13 protein-coding genes and 1 pseudogene are annotated in these 19,895 nt (G+C 49.3%); 8 read left to right on the top strand and 6 right to left on the bottom strand.

Features of this window, described 5'->3' with window-relative positions:
- Positions 1-144: 144 nt before the first annotated feature.
- From BUC01_RS20570 to BUC01_RS20555, 4 genes are all read left to right on the top strand, one after another.
- A complete protein-coding gene (locus BUC01_RS20570; protein ID WP_025835714.1) occupies positions 145-2,460 on the top strand; it encodes a family 65 glycosyl hydrolase domain-containing protein in 2,316 nt (771 codons plus the stop codon).
- Positions 2,461-2,800: 340 nt separating this feature from the next.
- A complete protein-coding gene (locus BUC01_RS20565; RefSeq protein ID WP_025833709.1) occupies positions 2,801-3,853 on the top strand; it encodes an efflux RND transporter periplasmic adaptor subunit in 1,053 nt (350 codons plus the stop codon).
- Positions 3,854-3,920: 67 nt separating this feature from the next.
- On the top strand, positions 3,921-6,953 hold the full coding sequence (locus tag BUC01_RS20560; RefSeq protein ID WP_073314702.1) for an efflux RND transporter permease subunit: 3,033 nt from the start codon (positions 3,921-3,923) through the stop codon (positions 6,951-6,953).
- 2 nt (positions 6,954-6,955) lie between these two features.
- On the top strand, positions 6,956-8,224 hold the full coding sequence (locus BUC01_RS20555) for a TolC family protein (RefSeq protein ID WP_083595483.1): 1,269 nt from the start codon (positions 6,956-6,958) through the stop codon (positions 8,222-8,224).
- A gap of 165 nt (positions 8,225-8,389) precedes the next feature.
- Here BUC01_RS20555 and BUC01_RS20550 read toward each other — a convergent pair whose 3' ends face one another.
- From BUC01_RS20550 to BUC01_RS20520, 6 genes and pseudogenes are all read right to left on the bottom strand, one after another.
- Complete coding sequence (locus BUC01_RS20550; RefSeq protein ID WP_025833711.1) at positions 8,390-9,625, bottom strand: sodium ion-translocating decarboxylase subunit beta; 1,236 nt, start codon at positions 9,623-9,625, stop codon at positions 8,390-8,392.
- Positions 9,626-9,631: 6 nt separating this feature from the next.
- Positions 9,632-11,467, bottom strand: coding sequence for a biotin/lipoyl-containing protein (locus tag BUC01_RS20545; protein WP_073314697.1), 1,836 nt, complete (start codon positions 11,465-11,467; stop codon positions 9,632-9,634).
- A 38-nt stretch (positions 11,468-11,505) separates the two neighbouring features.
- Complete coding sequence (locus BUC01_RS20540; protein ID WP_025833713.1) at positions 11,506-11,766, bottom strand: OadG family protein; 261 nt, start codon at positions 11,764-11,766, stop codon at positions 11,506-11,508.
- 193 nt (positions 11,767-11,959) lie between these two features.
- On the bottom strand, positions 11,960-12,448 hold the full coding sequence (locus BUC01_RS20535) for an HU family DNA-binding protein (protein ID WP_025833715.1): 489 nt from the start codon (positions 12,446-12,448) through the stop codon (positions 11,960-11,962).
- Between the two features lie 437 nt (positions 12,449-12,885).
- Positions 12,886-13,687, bottom strand: a pseudogene (gene rhuM, locus BUC01_RS20525) (RhuM family protein).
- Between the two features lie 423 nt (positions 13,688-14,110).
- Complete coding sequence (locus BUC01_RS20520) at positions 14,111-15,091, bottom strand: hypothetical protein (RefSeq protein ID WP_025833717.1); 981 nt, start codon at positions 15,089-15,091, stop codon at positions 14,111-14,113.
- 206 nt (positions 15,092-15,297) lie between these two features.
- Here BUC01_RS20520 and BUC01_RS20515 point away from each other — a divergent pair, with 206 nt between their 5' ends.
- From BUC01_RS20515 to BUC01_RS20505, 4 genes are all read left to right on the top strand, one after another.
- On the top strand, positions 15,298-17,022 hold the full coding sequence (locus BUC01_RS20515; RefSeq protein ID WP_073314709.1) for an ATP-binding protein: 1,725 nt from the start codon (positions 15,298-15,300) through the stop codon (positions 17,020-17,022).
- Positions 17,023-17,206: 184 nt separating this feature from the next.
- Positions 17,207-17,437 carry a hypothetical protein gene (locus BUC01_RS25600; RefSeq protein ID WP_083595482.1) on the top strand — a complete coding sequence of 77 codons (231 nt, stop codon included), beginning with the start codon at positions 17,207-17,209 and terminating at the stop codon, positions 17,435-17,437.
- 327 nt (positions 17,438-17,764) lie between these two features.
- Complete coding sequence (locus tag BUC01_RS20510) at positions 17,765-18,613, top strand: prephenate dehydratase (RefSeq protein WP_025833722.1); 849 nt, start codon at positions 17,765-17,767, stop codon at positions 18,611-18,613.
- Positions 18,588-19,769, top strand: coding sequence for a pyridoxal phosphate-dependent aminotransferase (locus BUC01_RS20505; protein WP_025833724.1), 1,182 nt, complete (start codon positions 18,588-18,590; stop codon positions 19,767-19,769). The genes BUC01_RS20510 and BUC01_RS20505 overlap by 26 nt, the downstream gene beginning before the upstream one ends.
- The last annotated feature ends 126 nt before the right edge of the window (positions 19,770-19,895 follow it).

Here is a 19,895-nt window from a genome sequence, read left to right as displayed (position 1 = left end):
CTACGATGAACAGGGCGTTGGTCGTAGAGAAACGGAGCACATTTTAACTCAAAAGTAAATTTTGTCTTCTTTTTTTCCTCTTTTTGCCATTTGTCCGTTTATTTGTTTATCTTTACCGCCATAATCACCATTGAGATACACGCCATGAAAAGATACCTTAAAACCGATGAATGGAACATTATTGAAGATAACTTTCACGCTGACAACCTGCGAATGTCCGAAAGTATATTCAGCCTGGGGAACGGACGCTTCGGACAACGGGGAAATTTTGAAGAGCCTTACTCAAGCGATTCGTATCGCGGTTCATTCGTAGCCGGTATCACTTTTCTGGATAAAACGCGTGTAGGATGGTGGAAGAACGGCTTTCCTGCTTTCTACACCCGCATTCCCAATGCAGCGGACTGGAGTCGTGTCAGCCTGCGTCTCATCGACGAAGAACTGGACCTGGCACAATGGGACGTAAATAGTTTCAATCGCCGTCTCGATATGAAAGCGGGTATCTCCTACCGGGATTTCGAAGTGACTTCTCCCAGAGGACATCAAATACGGGTACATGTGGAGCATATCAACAATATGGCCCACCCCGATTTATGCCTGATAAAATACAGCGTCACCTCCATTAATTATACGGGAAGAATATCACTGATTCCCTCCCTGGATGCAATCATAGTCAATAAGAACGATGATCCGAACGAGAAGATATGGAATATCCTCCGTTCCGGTGTCACAAAGGATTGTGCTTATCTATGGACGCAAACCCGGCGGGAAGATGCACAAGTGTGCTATGCCATGACCTATCAGTTCTTCAAGAACGGCAAAGAAACCACCTCAAACCCGATACGCATTGAAAAGGAGAAACAGACCGGATTCAGTATCGGAGCAGATGTAAAACCGGGAGACAACGTGATGCTCATTAAATATACCGCCATAAATTCGTCGCTCTATGATGAACGTCAGGAATTGATAGAACATTCCATCGCCAAAGCCCGCCAGATTAAAATCGATGGCTGGGACAAGCTGGAAAACGATCACCGGCAAGCCTGGGCCAATATATGGAAGGAAATGGATGTGGTTATCGAAGGGGACCCGGAAGCACAACAAGGCATCCGGTACAACATCTTCCAACTATGCCAGACGTATCGCGGTGATGATCCGCGCCTGAATATCGGTCCGAAAGGATTCACTGGCGAAAAATACGGTGGAAACACATATTGGAACACAGAACTTTGTTGTGTACCGTTCTTCCTGCTTTCTACTCCGAGGGAGATTGTGAAGAACCTGTTGATATACCGTTATAACCAACTGCCGAAAGCGATAGAGAATGCCCGCAAACTGGGTTTCAAAGAGGGTGCCGCACTGTTTCCGCAAGTCACTTACAGTGGTGAGGAATGCCACAGCGAATGGGAAATCACCTTCGAAGAAATACACCGCAACAACATCATCGTATATGCCATTGCACAACATGCCGCACTGACGGGCAGCAAGGATTACGTCGCCAAATACGGTCTGGAAGTGATGATTGCCGTCTCCCGATTCTGGAGCCAGCGTGTATCTTTCTCCAAACCGAAGCAGAAATATGTCATACTGGGTGTAACCGGACCGGATGAGTACGAAAACAACGTGGATAACAACTGGTACACCAACTATTCGTGTGTGCAATGCCTGCGGATGACACTTAACTACCTTGAAATCATTGCCGGAGAATACCCCGACGAATATGCCCGTGTACGCCGTGTCACCAACCTGCGCCAACAGGAAGAGGCCGAACGTTGGCGAGACATCATCGCACGCATGTACCTGCCGGAAGACAAGGAACTGGGAATTTTCGTACAGAACGACGGCTATCTGGATAAGGAGCTGGAAAGCACTGACGCCATCCCGCCCGAAGAGCGCCCCATCAACCAGCATTGGTCCTGGGACCGCATTCTGCGTTCATGTTATATCAAGCAAAGCGATGTTCTGCTGGGTTTATATCTGTATTATTTCCATTTCGACAAAGAGACTGTCCGCCGTAATTTTGAGTTTTACGAGGCTATGACGGTGCATGAGTCTTCGCTTTCCCCACATATCCACTCCATTCTTGCCGCACGCATTGGGGAAGTGGAACGTGCATACCAGCTCTTCATGCACGCCACCCGCCTCGACCTGGACGACTATAACAATGAGACGCACCAGGGACTGCACATCACCAGTATGCCGGGTAGCTGGCTTGCCATCGTGCGGGGATTTGCAGGGATGGAGGTACTAGAAAACATCTTGTGCTTCTCCCCCGTCATACCGGAGAAGTGGAAAAGTTATTCGTTCCAGGTGAATTATCAGGGGCGCACGCTGTATATGCAAGTAGGAAAGGAAATAAAAATCTCACTGATTGCCGGAGAAGAACTGAACATACAAGTATACCAAAACATTTATAGGCTGAAAGTGGGGACAGAGTTGAAGGTCGAAAGACAGAAAATATAAATGATAATTTACCAGCGTAGCGCTGGAGCAAAATTTCCTTTCGGCACAGGAGTATCTTAATTCTCCTCCTCCAGTCGGAGGAGGAGTACCCCAACGGGGGGAGGTGGTAGGTAAGCGATAAAATACCTATTAATCATAAAAAGGAATTCTTTCTCACCTACCACCCCGCCCTTTGGGCACCCCTCCTCCGACTGGAGGAGGGGAATGGAGTTACTCTTGTACGCCGAAGGGAAACCTGGCCGGGGCGCCTCGCCCCTAAATTATCATTTACCTTTATAACCGGGAAAACATTTTTCTGTTTTTCCGGTTATATGTTTTTATACCTAAACGAACAACTTATATGAAGAAAATCTGTCTGTTCGCCCTTGCCACGACGCTACTTATCACGTCGTGCGGGCAAAAGAAGGAGGGCGAAACTGCCCTTATCCGGCCTGTTAAGACAACGACCGTCAGTTCCCAATCGGTCATCCGGAAAGACTTCTCCGGAATAGTGGAAGCCGTGGAATACGTAAAACTTGCCTTTCGCGTCAGCGGACAAGTCATCAACCTGCCTGTCGTGGAAGGACAGCGGGTGAAGAAAGGCCAGTTGATTGCCGCCATCGACCCGCGCGACATCTCCCTGCAATATGCCGCCGACAAGGCTGCTTACGAAACTGCCGCCGCACAAGTGGAGCGCAACAAGCGTCTACTGGGTCGCCAGGCCATCTCCGTGCAGGAGTACGAAATCAGTGTAGTCAATTACCAGAAAGCAAAGTCGGCCTATGAGTTATCCGGCAACAACATGAGAGATACGAAACTGACAGCTCCGTTCGACGGTTCCATCGAGAAGCGTCTGGTGGAGAATTATCAGCGTGTCAACTCCGGCGAAGGTATCGTGCAGTTGGTGAATACGCAGAAGCTCCGCATCAAATTCACCGTGCCGGATGATTATCTGTATCTGCTTCGTGCAAAAGATGTGACGTTCCGGGTGATATTCGACAGTTATCCGGGGGTGACGTTCAACGCACGATTGGAAGAGTATCTGGATATTTCAACGGACGGGACGGGAATACCGGTGACTATCAGGATAGATGATGCAGCCTTCGACCGCAGCCTTTATGATGTGAAGCCGGGATTTACATGTAAGATTAAGCTGGCTTCGGACGTTGCCCCGTTCCTGGAAGAGAAGCTGATGAATGTTCCGCTCAGTGCTGTCTTTGGTGAGAGTGGGAATAAGAAAACATATGTGTGGGTGGTGAAGGATGGTAAGGCAAGCCGTCGGGAAGTGACGGTATACTCTCCGACGGGGGAAGCCAATGTTCTGATTTCGGCCGGACTGCAACCGGGAGAAAGTGTCGTGATAGCCGGAGTACACCAGTTGGTGGAAGGACAGACGGTGAAGGTAATCAATTGATATCGTTTGATACCGGGCAAAAAAGCCACGTGATGAATATCCCCAATAAACCTAAACATTTTAAATTATGAACTTAGCTAAATATGCATTAGACAATACGAAAATTGTCTATTTCTTCCTCGCCGTATTGCTCCTGGGCGGCATACTGTCGTTCAGCAACCTGGGAAAGAAAGAAGATGCGCCCTTCGTCATCAAAAGCGCGGTCATCATGACCCGCTATCCGGGGGCGGAACCTGCCGAGGTGGAACGGCTCATAACCGAACCCATCTCCCGCGAAATACAGTCGATGAGCGGCGTATACAAAATCAAGTCGGAGTCTATGTACGGACTATCCAAAATAACGTTTGAACTTCAACCTTCCTTATCCGCAGCGTCCATTCCGCAGAAGTGGGACGAACTGCGCCGCAAGGTTCTCAACATACAGCCGCAACTGCCCTCCGGTGCCTCCACGCCCACGGTGTCGGATGATTTCGGCGACGTATTCGGCATTTATTACGGTCTGGTGGGCGACGACGGTTTCTCCTACGAGGAAATGCGCAACTGGGCGGAACGCATCAAAACCCAGGTCATCACCGCCGACGGAGTGATGAAAGTAGCCCTCTTCGGCACCCAGACCGAAGTGGTGAACATCCTTATCTCCGTCAATAAACTGGCGGGAATGGGTATCGACCCCAAACAACTGGCAAGCCTGTTGCAATCGCAAAACCAGATCATCAATACCGGAGAAATCAACGCCGGAGAACAACAACTGCGCATCGTTGCCAACGGCACGTACACCACTGTGGACGACATCCGCCGACAAGTGATTACCACCCCCGGCGGACAAGTGAAGCTGGGCGACATTGCCGTCATCGAGAAAGGTTACATGGACCCGCCCTCCAACATCATGCACGTCAACGGACGGCGTGCCATCGGCATCGGTGTCTCTACCGACCCGACCAAAGACGTAGTGAAAACAGGCGAACTGGTAGATGCCCGGCTGGCAGAACTGCTACCGCTCATCCCGGTAGGCCTGGAACTCGAAAGCCTCTATCCCGAAAATGTGATAGCCCGTGAAGCAAACAACGGTTTCATCATCAATCTGGTGGAGTCCATCCTGATTGTTATCGTCATCATCATGCTGGTGATGGGGCTGCGTGCAGGACTGCTGATCGGCAGTTCGCTGATATTTTCCATCGGCGGCACGCTACTCATCATGTCTTTCCTCGGCGTAGGACTGAACCGGACTTCCCTGGCAGGATTCATCATCGCCATGGGTATGCTGGTGGACAACGCCATTGTGGTGACGGACAATGCGCAGATAGCCATTGCCCGGGGCATGGACCGGCGCCGGGCTCTGATAAACGGTGCCACCGGGCCGCAATGGGGGTTATTGGGTGCCACATTCATTGCCATCTGTTCCTTCCTGCCGCTTTACCTGGCTCCTTCGGCCGTGGCGGAAATCGTGAAGCCACTGTTTGTGGTGCTGGCCATTTCTTTGGGATTAAGTTGGGTGCTGGCACTTACGCAGACAACTACCTTCGGTAACTTTATCCTGAAAGCCAAGTCCGGAGATGCCAGCAAAGACCCTTACGACAAGCCTTTCTACCACAAATTCGCCTCCATCCTCAGCATATTGATAAAGAAGAAAGTGCTGACTTTGGGGAGTATCATCATACTGTTCATCCTGTCGCTCGTCATCATGGGACTGATGCCGCAAAACTTCTTCCCCTCACTGGACAAGCCGTACTTCCGTGCCGACATCTTCTATCCGGACGGTTACAGCATCCGCGACGTTGAACGGGAAATGAAACAAGTAGAAGCGCATCTGCTGCAACAGCCGGAAGTGAAACGGGTATCCACCACCTTCGGCAGCACACCGTTGCGTTATTATCTGGCCTCCACCTCCGTCGGTCCGAAACCGAACTTCGCCAATATCCTTATCGAACTGACCGACAGCAAGTACACCAAGGAATATGAGGAGAACTTCGACGGGTATATGAAAGCCAATTATCCGAATGCTATCACCCGCACCACGCTCTTCAAACTCTCCCCCGCCGTGGATGCCGCCATCGAAATCGGTTTCATCGGCAACAATGTGGACACACTGGTGATGCTGACGGACAAGGCTCTGGAAATCATGCACCGCGACGCCGACCTCATCAACGTGCGCAATTCGTGGGGAAACAAGATACCCGTGTGGCACCCCGTTTACAGTCCGGAACGTGCGCAGCCCCTCGGCGTCTCCCGGCAGAGCATGGCGCAAAGCATCCAGATAGGAACAAACGGCATGACGCTGGGTGAATATCGAGAAGGAGACCAGGTATTGCCAATCCTGCTAAAGGACAACACGATAGACTCTTTCCGCATCAACGACCTGCGCACGCTTCCGGTATTCGGCACCACCCAAGAGACCACTACGCTGGAACAGGTGGTCAGTGAATTCGATTTCCAATATAAGTTCTCTAACGTGAAAGATTATAACCGACAGATGGTGATGATGGCACAAGCCGACCCGCGCCGTGGAGTGAATGCCATCGCTGCCTTCAACCGGGTGTGGGAACAGGTGCAGAAGGAGATTCAGGTGCCGGAAGGATACACCATGAAGTACTTCGGAGAACAAGAAAGCCAAGCGGAAAGCAACGCGGCACTGGCTGCCAACTTGCCGTTGACGTTTTTCCTGATGTTCATCACACTGCTGTTCCTGTTCCGCACATACCGTAAGCCGATTGTCATCCTGTTGATGCTGCCTCTTATCTTCATCGGTATTGTGTTGGGGCTGCTGGTGCTCGGCAAGTCTTTCGACTTCTTCTCCATCCTCGGTTTGCTGGGACTGATTGGTATGAATATCAAGAATGCCATTGTACTGGTAGACCAGATTGATGTGGAAGCTGCTTCCGGAAAGGCACCGCTGGATGCGGTAGTGAGTGCTACTACCAGCCGTATCGTACCTGTGGCGATGGCTTCGGGAACTACGATTCTGGGTATGCTGCCGCTACTGTTCGACGCTATGTTCGGCGGAATGGCGGCAACTATCATGGGAGGTCTGCTGGTAGCTTCGGCATTGACGCTGTTCGTGCTGCCCGTAGCTTATTGTGCGATACATAAAATAAAAGGATAATTATGAAAAAAGAACTCATACTCACACTACTCTGTTGCTTCGGCATTAACGCCGGAGCACAGCAATACCTCAGCCGTGAAGCCTATCGCGACCGCGTAGAGGCATACAGCCAGGTACTGAAACAGCAACGCCTGCAAACCGTGGCAAGTACCGAAGCACGGAAAATAGCTGCTACGGGCTTCCTGCCGCAGATAGACATCACCGCCGAAGGCACAGCCAACCTCAACCACCTCGACCAGTGGAACAGTCCGAAAGGCGAATACCGTCCCTACACTTATCAGGCCCTTGCCACCCTGGCGCAACCGCTCTATACCGGCGGCTCCCTGATAGCCCAGAAACAAATGGCAAAAGCTGATGAGGAACTGTCCCAACTGACCACCGAGCTGACCCTCGACCAGATTCACTACCAGAGCGATGCCGTGTATTGGAATGCCTCCGCCGCCCGTGCCAGCCTCGAAGCTGCCGCAACGTTCCAGGACATCATACAACGGCAGTACGACATCATCCAGGATCGTTTTGACGACGGTGCCATCAGTCGCACCGACCTGCTGATGATTTCCACCCGTCAGAAAGAAGCGGAATTGCAATACATCAAGGCCCGCCAGAACTACACCCTCGCCCTGCAAAAGCTGAACATTCTCATGGGCGTCTCCCCCGGCACCCCCGTAGACAGCCTATGCGAAATCAGCACTCCCAGCGAACCGGTCACCCTGCTTGGCCTCGACGATGTCCTCCCCCGCCGTGCCGACTATGCCAGCACCGGAGTCAACATTCTCCGGAGCGAAGCGCAACGCCACGCCGCACTCAGCAAATACAACCCGCAGGTCAGCATGTTTCTCGCCACCGGATGGGATACGGGTATCACTTACATGGGGCAGGAAATACCCCATACGCCCGTGGCAGGCATCAACGTCAGCATTCCCATCTTCCGTTGGGGCGCCCGCTTCAAGACGAACCGACAACAAAAGGCATATATCGGTATGCAAAAGCTGCAACAGAGCTACGTCACCGATAATATCCTTGAAGAACTCTCCGCCGCCACTACAAAATTGACAGAGACAAAGCAACAAGTAAAAACCGCCCGCGAAAACATGACTCTTGCCGAAGAGAACCTCGACCTCGTAACGTTTTCCTACAATGAAGGGAAATCAAGCATGGCTGACGTACTTTCCGCACAGTTATCGTGGACACAGGCGCATACGAACCTGATAAATGCGCATCTGGCTGCAAAGATGGCGGTGGCGGAATACAGGAAGGTGATCAGTGAATAACAAATCAGACGTGTCATCCACGCCTAATCAATGAGTCCCTAAAAAAAAATCTGTCATTCTGAGCGTGGTCGAAGAATCTCTTCTTATTATAAAAGGAGATTCTTCGACCACGCTCAGAATGACAGACACTAAGACTTTAGAGAGTATTTAAAGCCTTGACAGCCTTTATCCCAGGAACGAAATCAGCACACCCGCCGCAACAGCCGAACCGATTACACCGGAGATATTACTGGACATACAGTAATTCAGCACATGATTCTTCGGATCATACTTCGTGGCAATCTCGTTACATACGCGGCTTGCCATCGGCACAGCACTCAGACCTGTTGCGCCAATCAGCGGATTAATCTTCTTCTTGCTGAACATATTGAACAACTTCACAAAGAAGATACCGCCCGAAATAGAAAGTGCAAATGCAAGGAAACCACCCACAACTATACCGATAGTTGTCCAGTTCAGGAATGCTTCACTCGTCATGGTAGCACCTACACTCAGCCCCAGGAAGATGGTTGCCGCATTCATGATACTATTGGCAGCCGCATCAAACAAACGGCTTGTATCAGAACCGATTTCTTTAATCAGGTTACCGAACATCAACATACCAATCAAAGGCACTGCCGTCGGCACAAAAAGGGCGACAACCGTAGTCACTGCTATCGGGAAGATGATTTTCAGTACACGCAGGTTCTTTATTTCTGTTTTCGAGGGGTAGAGTTTTTCCTGTTCCTTCATGTTAATCATCAGTTCCTTCTTAGAACAGAGTAACTTCACTACCAGCGGAATAATCACCGGCACCAATGCCATATAAGAGTATGCAGCAATGGCAATCGGCCCCAACAGATGCGGAGCCAGCTTAATAGTCGTGAAGATAGCCGTCGGACCATCAGCACCACCGATAATGCCCAGTGCACCTGCCTCCTGTGGAGTGAAACCTATCATAACAGCACATAGCAGCACAGTGAAGATACCCAACTGTGCAGCAGCACCAAATATAGAGAGACGCAGGTTGCGAAGCATCGGGCCAAAGTCCGTCATAGCACCCACACCCATAAAGATGATAGGCGGCAGGAAACCTGTCTTAATCAACATATAGTAGATGAAGTTCATCAGTCCCAGGTCATGCGCAATCTCATGCAGCGGCATTTCCCAGATGTTCTTCGCTATTCCGTTCACCATCACCATTCCATTCTGGTCCGCCTGGATAACCCCCATATCGCCGCCGGGAAAGTTGGCAATAAGCACACCAAAGGCAATGGGCACCAGCAGCAACGGTTCGTAGTGCTTCTTGATACCCAGATACAGCAGAACGAAAGCAATGGCATACATCACCAGAAACGACGGGTCTTCAATGATATTGCTGAACGCCGTCATATCGTAGAGTCTTGCAAATATTTCTTCCATCGCTGTTTATCCTATCTTCATTAATACATCATCTTCTGATACAGAGTCACCAGAAGTAACACAGATAGCTGTCACCGTTCCGTCAAAGTCGGCACGGATGGCATTGTAGGTCTTCATGGCTTCAATGTAGCAAAGCAGGTCACCTTTCTTCACCTTGTCGCCCACCTTCACCGGAGTTTCCTGGGCATTCTTCGTGAGGAAGAATTTGCCTTCCAGAGGAGCCGGAACGTCTTGTCCTTCACCTACGGGAGCTTCCACTTTGGCCGTGGCATCTGCGGGCAGGTCGATGTCACCGTAAGCCACTGTCACGCGGTAAGCCTGTCCATCCACCTGTACGGTGAGGGTTTTCGGTTTGGCATCATCCAACGGAGATTTGTTAAGTTCCGCTCTCCGCTTCTCAACGTCTGCCAGGAAGTCTTCTTTTGCCTTACCGCTCTTGTAAGCCTCGTATTGTGCCGGGTGCATGGCGTATTCGAAGAGTTCTTCGTCGTCCTCGCCCAAGTCCCATTTGTTCTCTTTCATCATCTTGCGATACTTGTCGAGCGCATCCGGATAGTTATCCTGCGGATTGCCTGTGAAGAACTTACGGCCTTCACGTTCGGCTTTCTCTATAAGTTCGGGAGCCAGCGTGCCCGGCAACTTACCTGCCTTGCCCAACAGCATATCCCAGATGTCATCGGCAATCATACCCCAACGCTCCTTGCCTTTCTCCATGGCAATCACGTTCATCATTGCCAGGTTCTTGACGTACTGGCTGAACGGAGTCACCAACGGGGGATAACCTACGCGCGGCCATACGTAAGCCACTTCATTGAACAGTTTGATAAGCAACTGATCCTGCGTCATGAATGGCAGGTTGCGTTTTGCCTTATATTTATTGATAGATTCCAGATTGGACTCCAGGTCGGCCATCAAGCTACCCATCATACCGCCCGGAAGTCCCGGACCAATCAGCAGGGAGTTCATCAAGCGGTTCTTCGGGCTGATGTACAGACCGAGGAAGTCGTCCATAAATTCCTGAATGAGGGCGCGCACTTTCATGTACGCTTCCATATTCACTTCCGGCACTTGGAAGCCTGCGTCTTTCAGCATTGCCTGCACACTCAGCAGGTCAGCGTGTCCCGTACCCCAGGAAAGCGGTTCCATACCTACGTCGATGTAGTCGCAACCAGCCTCGCATACTTCGAGGATGCTTGCCATATTGAAGCCCGGACCTGCATGGCTATGATACTGGATAGGGATTTCGGGATGTGCAGCCTTGATATTAGCTACAATCTTGCCCAACGATACCGGACGTCCGATACCTGCCATATCTTTGATACAGATTTCGTCGGCGCCCGCCTTGATGAGCTCTAACGCCATATTGGTGTAGTATTCTACCGTATGGATGGGCGAATGGGTGATACAGAGCGAACACTGGGAAATCATTCCGGCTTCTTTAGCGTAAGCGATGGAAGGAATAATGTTACGGGTATCGTTCAGTCCGCAGAACGTACGGGTAATATCCGTTCCCTGCACTTTCTTCACTTTATAAAACAGCTTACGCACATCGGCAGGCACAGGGCTCATGCGCAGGCCGTTCAGTGCACGGTCCAGCATGTGAGTTTGTATGCCGGCTTCGTGGAACGGCTTCGTCCACGCACGTACAGCCTTATTAGGATTCTCACCAAACAATAAATTTACCTGTTCAAAACCTCCGCCGTTCGTTTCTACGCGGGCAAAACAGCCCATCTCAACAATAGCGGGAGCAACCTTCACCAGCTGGTCTACGCGGGGCACATATTTTCCAGCACTCTGCCACATGTCCCTGAATACCAGGCTGAACTTAATTTCTTTTTTCATACTAAATAAATAGATGTGTGTTTTTTATTAAAAGATTATCATTTTACTTTCTCGACCTTGGCTACTTTACCCTTGCCTTGTGTCACCACCGTTACAGCGGCACTGATGGCAGCCAATATATTTCCGGGAATCGCTGCGGGACCTTGCGCGCCTTTCTTATCCGGCACCACCTCTTCGGGGGCATACTTGTTTACCAGAAGGATGAGTCCTTTACCTAAGTAGATTACAATCAGCAGGATACAGAACACTGTTACCATACCTACCACCATCAGCATAAGCGCTGTATTGATATTTTCCATATTATAAATTATTAGTTATTCAGCCTGTTTTACAAAAAATCGTCCGAAATTAGCGAATATTTATAGAAGAAAGGCAGAAAAAAATGATAAAAGATGCTAAAACAAAAGTTCCCGTACTGCCGGAAGGGGCTGTACGGGAAGCATTTATCACAATCGTGTGTCAGAATACGAAAACTCGCGGGGATGGGGCGAATCAGCCCAACGGATTCTCGTCGACGCCGCCACCGGAACCGCCTTGATTGCCACCATCGGTGTTACCACCGGAAGTGTTGCCATTGGCAAGCTTCTCTATATCCGTCCAGTCAACATCCACATCCACCATAGAGCGGGTGGTAATCTGCTTACTAGTGCTGCGTTTCACTTCAGGAATGAAACGTACACGTATACCGTTAATCTGTCCTGAATTTACTTCAGCAGCCGTAGCAACTCCTTTTTTATTCGCAGCAGCGGTATAGTAGAAAGTACCTACACCCTCAATCTTCACCGTACGCCCCATAGCCATATAGTCGGCCATTACGCTTCCTAAATTTTTCAGCACAGCATACGTATCACCGCGGGTGACGGTAGAGAGTAAAGACAGTTTGTCCGCTACCTTGTCAGTAGTAATAGGTGTACCGGTAGTTATTGCTTTCGGATACCACAAATCATTCAGTTTCGATTGAAATTTCTTATAAAATGCCATAGTAATGATGTTTTTAAATGATTAATTAATAATGTATATCTGATTTCTCTTGTCTCACCCGAGAAGCAAACGTTTTCACCGTGAGGCCTCAACGATTCAGCTATCTGCTTTTCTCAAATTCGATGTTGCAAAGTTAGGGGGGAAAGCAAGAGAAAACAAGGAAATGACATCTACAACCATTTTTAATAAATCATTCATAAACAACAAGTTACAAAGTACACATCTCTACAAGGGAGAAAAGACTTAAAAACAGGGGAAACAGGAATATCATGGCAATCTCTACAGATAAGAGACGTAAAGCACTGATAATGAATGGTGGCATTCAAAACGGTCTCTACAACAAGGAAATTGCGATTCATCATTACGCCAACCCTTAATCAGCATCAGGTATTTAAGTTTCGCATGTGCTCAACTTAAATTAGGTTATACATACAAGGCTATTTCTTTCCTTTAACTTTTTTGTTCAATATCTTTATATTATCCAAATAGGCTTGCTCTACGGGAGAAAGTGTACGGACATCAAACTGTCTATACTCCCTTTCCGCTTTTTCCATAGCTTGCTCATGACTGACGGTTCCACAACCATTCAAGAGTTGTTCTCCCGTAGAAGAGAGGATTGCGTCAAGATGCTGAATATAGTCTTTCATATACATAGCCCGATGCTTCATGGCTTGCACTTCGGCAAAATCGAAATATCCGGAAACTAAATTATTCAGAACTTTCAATTCTTCTTCGCTTAAGTAATTCTTCGCTATTTTTGCATCGCGCAATGTAGGATGGTCTCCCTTGAAAGAGGTCAGTCCCATCATGTGTTGGTCCGCATCCGCCCGTTCATAAATCACTTCGGCGGCAGTATGCCCATGAGCGGCAAAATGCAGTTTGTTTTGCACTATTTTGAAGAATTCGATGGATACATCAGAATGTGGGTCATAATCAACCTATTCGATATCCTAAAGATATTATCATATCAAGATTATAGTGAGGTATTTCTCTTTCAACCATGCGTGTTCCTTCTTGCCGAACTTGTCGAATTTTCCGACAGGTTGCTTCTTCTACAAGTTCACTATCTTCATAAATGTGCTTAATATGTTCTACCACATTTGTTCGAGACGTTTGGTAAAGGTCGCTCATTTGTTGTTGGGTTAACCACACGGTGTCTTCGTCCATCCGCACTTCTATGTGTGTCTGCCCGTCCTCACTCTGATAAATAATGATATTGCTCTTTTCCTTTTCTTCCATTTTATTGATTTTTTACAATTCATTATCAATTATATACGTACAAAATTAACAATTTATTCCCATATTTATTGCCGGTTTAGGAAATATAACTCCCAAATAGATGAAAAAACATCTGTTCGGGCAACAATTAGAGGCAAACGCAAGATTTACATCCGTATTTTTTACCATCTCATCTCATGTCTGCCGCCCTTTCCCGCCCCCCCTTCTGAGCACCTTCTGAGAGGGGGTACAATGACTCAGGGACTGAAAGGCATTCAGTCCCTGAGTGAAAGGCTTTCAGTCCCTGACTGAATCACGTTCATTCAGCGAGTGAAACGAAAGCCCTCCGCAAGGCAACGTTTTTCGGGGAATATCCGTAAAGAAAAAGAACCGATAAGATATTAACTTAAAGTACGAAATAAACGCATCGCAATACAGCAGGTATCAGCACCTCCCAATAACCGCATCCACCGTCTCCCCCTCCTTGAACAACTCCCCGTCCGCCTGCGCCAACCGCTTCTTCAACCGGAACTTCTGTTGTGAAACCGAAGCGGGCGACACCGCAGTAAGCGTAGCCACCTGCGCATTCGTGAAACGCAGGCGCATCAGCAGGCAAAGCTGCAAGTCGGCAGGGGTCAACGAAGGGAAACGCCCGGTGAGCCGACGGGTGAAACCATCGTACACACGGTCGGCGAGCAGGGACAGGTGCTCCCAGTCTTTATCGGAAAGGAACTTGGGTTGGCGGCGCAGGCGTTCCACCACGTCGTCGCGGTCTATCAATGTGGAGGTAAGAGCCTGTACTTGGCTATCAAGCAGACTGATGCGCTCATTCCGTTCCTTCAGTAATTCCGCTTCGCGGGGCAAGGGGCGGTTTTCATAGTCCTTAAGACGGAGGCGGAGGGACTCGTTTTCATCACACAACACGTTGCCGTGCACCATGAGATTGGTCAACGTCCGGTGTACCTCCTCCCGTTCCTCATCCGTCAGCGACATTTCCTTCAGGCACTCCTGCAATTCATTTTTTTCTTGTTCGTTGTTGCGCAGACGCTGTTCATTCTCGCTCAGTTCAATAAGATAACGGCGGTGCTTACGGTCGGTCGAAAACTTTATATCTCTTATGGAAAGCCATACGTTCAAGCCTATCATCAGTGCGGTGAACGCTTCCCAGAAGAATCGCTTCCGTTTGTCGGCAGGCATCAGGCGGACAAGCTTTCCATCGGAGAGTTCTTTTACCCGGTCATATTCCCGGTGCAGGTCCGCCAACAAACGTACGGCGTGAGCACTGTCGGCCGCACCGGTATTCGCCAAAGAATCGGCACGGACAAGGGATTGTTCATAATTCAACAAGGTTGGATTGGCAGGGGCGGAACAGGCCGTCAGTCCCAGTAGAAAAACCAGGAGAAAGAATGCATGCATAGGTTTCATCATCAGATGTGTTTACTTAATTCGGAGCGCAAAGATAGGGCATTCTCTCCACAATAAAGGTACAAAACGGGAAAAAGGCGACAGACTGTCGGCAACTTTCCTCCCCTTTCTTTGTTCTTTCAACAAGAATGAACTACTTTTGTGACACCCGCGTGTCAACCATCCGGTTTACTCCCGCAGGCGTGAACGAAAAACAGAATTCAGTTATGGAGAATGTGAAAAGAGTACCTTATGGCGTTTCCAACTTCGTGGAAGTAGTGGAACAAAACCAGTATTATGTGGACAAGACGATGTATCTGCCCCTGTTGGAGCAGCAGCCCAGCAACCTTTTCTTTATCCGTCCGCGCCGCTTCGGGAAAAGCATTTTCCTGAGTATGCTGCGGGCGTATTACGACATCGCGCATAAGGATAAGTTCGAAGCACGTTTCGGCAAATTGTGGATAGGGCAACACCCTACACCCTTGCAGGGAACATTCCAAGTAGTCTCCCTCGACTTCTCGCGCGCCAGTGGCGGAAGCGGTTCGCTTGCCGAGAACTTCAACCGCTACTGCGGTATGGCAATGGATCTTTTCGGCAGAATCTACGAATCTTTCTATTTTCCCGGCTTTGCCCAGAAGATGGAAGAGCAGCCCGATTTCGTCAGCAAGCTGAACTACCTCAACTTCCATGCCGCTGAAACCGGTGCACACCTCTACCTCATCATCGACGAGTATGACAACTTCACCAACGTAGTCCTCAACGAGCAAGGCAATGAAATTTATCACGCCCTGACTCATGCCAGCGGATTCTATCGCGAGATATTCAAGAAATTCAAGGGTATGTTCGAGCGCATCTTCATGACCGGCGTCAGTCCCGTAACCCTGGACGACCTGACCAGCGGATTCAATATCGGATGGAACATCAGCACCGACTACCAGTTCAACATGATGCTGGGTTTCAGCGAAACTGACGTGCGCGAGATGTTCCTATATTATAAGGAGGCAGGACAACTGCCGGCCGACACCGACATCGATGCGATGATAGCGGAAATCAAGCCGTGGTATGACAACTACTGCTTCGCCGAAGAAAGCCTGACACGCGACCCGAAGATGTTCAACTGCGACATGGTGCTCTATTACCTGCGCAACTATATGAATCTGGGAAAATCTCCCAAAGAGATGATAGACCCCAACACCCGCACGGACTACAACAAGATGAAGAAACTCATCCAACTGGACCGCCTGGACGGAGACCGAAAGGGAGTGCTGCGCCGCATCACCGAAGAAGGAGAAATCGTCACCAACCTGACAATCACTTTCCCGGCAGCCGAAATAGCCAATCCGGAGATATTCCCCAGCCTGCTGTTCTATTACGGCATGCTCACCATCACCGCCACCCGCGGGCAGCGTGTAGTTCTCAGCATCCCCAACAACAACGTGCGCAAGCAATATTACGATTTCCTGCTGGAAGAGTATCAGGACAAACGATATATCAACCTGAACAACCTGACGGACTTATTTGACGGAATGGCTTATGACGGACATTGGCGCGAAACCTTTGAGTTCATTGCCCATGCTTACAAGGAAAACTCTTCCGTGCGCAGCATGATTGAGGGCGAACGCAATATCCAAGGCTTTTTCACCGCCTACCTCAGTACGAACGCCTATTATCTGACAGCCCCCGAGGTAGAATTGAACCACGGTTACTGCGATATGTTTCTGATGCCCGACCTGCTGCGCTACGACGTAAAGCACAGCTACATCCTGGAACTGAAATATCTTTCCTCGAAAGACTTTGAAGCCAAAGCCGAAGCGCAGTGGCAAGATGCAGTAGAGCAAATACACCGGTATGCAGAAGGCACGCGAGTGCGACAACTCATCAAGGACACACAGCTCCATTGCATCGTAATGCAGTTCCGGGGCTGGGAACTGGCACGTCTGGAAGAAGTCTGAACTATGGAATAACGCCGCACAGCTCCCCGCTTCCATCTAAATTCATGATATACGCCCTGCACTTGCAACAATATCGCAAGCTTTTGAGACAGAACTAATAAAGTTCCGTCTCCCGAAGGGCTATTTTTGTATACCGTATATATACAAATTAAAAACCATCGTATCATGAAGAACCTCACCTATCTTGGATTATTATCCGTCCCCTTCTGCCTGGGACAACACGCCAATGCGCAGGCAGCCCCCACCCCAAGGCACAGCCACAACAGAAACCGAACATAATCTTCATCCTTGCCGACGACATGGGCTATGGAATAAGAAGACGATCCGTGAAGGCAGAAGCACACCGGGCCAGACACAGCCCAATTATGCCGTCAACCAATGGGAGCAAATCAAGGGAATCATGCAGGATGACTGACCGGAGAAGTGCAAAGAACAGGGAACTTCAGCGATTGGCCCGTATTAAAACTAAAGAAGAAATAAAAAAAATATCATTTTTTGCTTGCATATTAAAGAAAAGTATTACTTTTGCCACGAATTAAGAATCAAAAAGAAAACGAAAGTATGAATTTGTTTACTTATACATATTACTTCTTTTTTTACTTTTACTTTAGCCAGAAAGTAGAGCGGGAGTTTGTATGTGTCAAGTGACAGTGATGCTTAAGAACTGATAGAGAACTAAAGTAATATATAAAGTCCCGCTCCATCGTGTATGGAAGCGGGACTTTTCTTTTAATCAAACAATATGAAGAGAATAGCCATTCAAGGAACATTAGGGTCGTATCACGACATTGCCGCACACAAGTACTTCGAAGGAGAAGAAATAGAGTTAATCTGTTGCGCCAACTTTGAGGACGTGTTTGCAGCCGTGAAACGGGATAGCCAGACCATAGGCATGTTGGCGATAGAAAACACCATTGCAGGCAGCTTGCTGCACAACAACGAGTTGCTGCGCCAAAGCGGAACACAAATCATCGGAGAGTACAAGCTGCGCATCTCACACAGCTTTGTCTGCCTGCCCGAAGAGGACTGGGATGACATCACGGAAGTCAACTCCCACCCCATCGCCCTGATGCAATGCCGCGAATTCCTCGCCCAACACCCGAAGATGAAAGTCGTGGAAGGCGAAGACACCGCCCTCAGCGCCGAAACCATCAAGCGGGAGAACCTGAAAGGCCATGCCGCCATCTGCTCCAAAGCGGCAGCCGAACGTTACGGCATGAAAGTGTTGCAAGAAGGCGTAGAGACAAACAAACATAACTTCACCCGTTTTCTGGTAGTTGCCGACCCGTGGCAAGTGGATGAGATACGGCGCCATCCCCATCCCGAAACCAACAAGGCAAGCATGGTATTCACACTGCCCCACACGGAAGGAAGCCTGTCGCAAGTACTCTCCATCCTCTCGTTCTACAGCATCAACCTGACCAAGATTCAGTCGCTGCCCATCATCGGACGGGAATGGGAATATCAATTTTATGTAGACGTAGTCTTCGACAATGTACTGAGATATAAACAATCCATCGCGGCCATCACACCGCTAACCAAAGAACTTAAAATATTAGGCGAATATGCAGACGGTAAATCAAACATCTAAAATAAAGCCCGCCGACCGACTGGCCAGCGTGAGCGAATACTACTTCTCAAAGAAGTTGAAAGAAGTGGCGCAAATGAACGCCGAAGGTAAAGACGTCATCAGCCTGGGCATCGGTAGCCCCGATATGCCGCCCTCGGAAACCACCATACAGACGCTTTGCCAGGAAGCGCAGAACCCCGACGGACACGGCTACATGCCTTACGTCGGCATCCCCGAACTCCGCCGCAGCTTTGCCGGATGGTACAGGAAATGGTATGGCGTAGAACTGAACCCGAATACGGAGATACAGCCGCTCATCGGTTCCAAAGAAGGAATACTGCACGTCACTCTGGCATTCGTCAATCCGGGCGAACAAGTGTTGGTTCCCAATCCGGGCTACCCCACTTACACATCGCTGAGCAAGATACTCGGCGCAGAGGTCATCAACTACAACCTTAAAGAGGAGAACGGCTGGATGCCCGACTTCGACGAGTTGGAAAAGATGGATATGAGCCGCGTGAAACTGATGTGGACGAACTATCCCAATATGCCCACCGGCGCAAATGCCACCCCTGAGCTTTACGCAAGGCTGGTGGATTTCGCCCGCCGCAAGGACATCGTCATCGTGAACGACAATCCGTACAGCTTTATTCTGAATGATAATCCTCTCAGCATCCTCAGCGTGCCGGGTGCCAAAGATTGCTGCATCGAATTCAACTCCATGAGTAAGAGTCACAATATGCCGGGCTGGCGTATCGGTATGCTGGCAAGCAATGCCGACTTCGTGCAGTGGATACTGAAAGTGAAGAGTAACATCGACAGCGGTATGTTCCGTGCCATGCAACTGGCCGCAGCCACGGCACTGGAAGCCGAACAGGACTGGTACAACGGCAACAACACGAACTATCGCAACCGCCGCCACCTGGCCGGGGAAATTATGAAGGCTTTAGGATGTACGTATGACGAAAAACAAGTGGGTATGTTCCTGTGGGGAAAGATCCCCGATACCTGCACCGATGTGGAGGAGTTGACCGAACGGGTATTGCACAAGGCACGCGTGTTCATCACTCCCGGATTTATCTTCGGAAGCAATGGAAAACGATATATCCGCATCTCGCTTTGCTGCAAAGACCATAAACTGGAAGAGGCCTTGAGACGTATCAGGGAGATGGAGTAAATATATTTACAAGAAGAAAGCCTTTCAAAAAACGTAAGGTCCGGTGTTAATAAAAGTACCGAAGATTTTTAAAGAACGAGGGCAACGTTTTTAAAGAATCCCGCCTTTATTTATTAATACGTCGGA

It is taken from the genome of Bacteroides stercorirosoris, from assembly GCF_900142015.1.
GTDB lineage: Bacteria > Bacteroidota > Bacteroidia > Bacteroidales > Bacteroidaceae > Bacteroides > Bacteroides stercorirosoris.
Note: the sequence above shows the minus strand (reverse complement) of the source record. Positions and strands in the feature narration are given on the sequence as shown.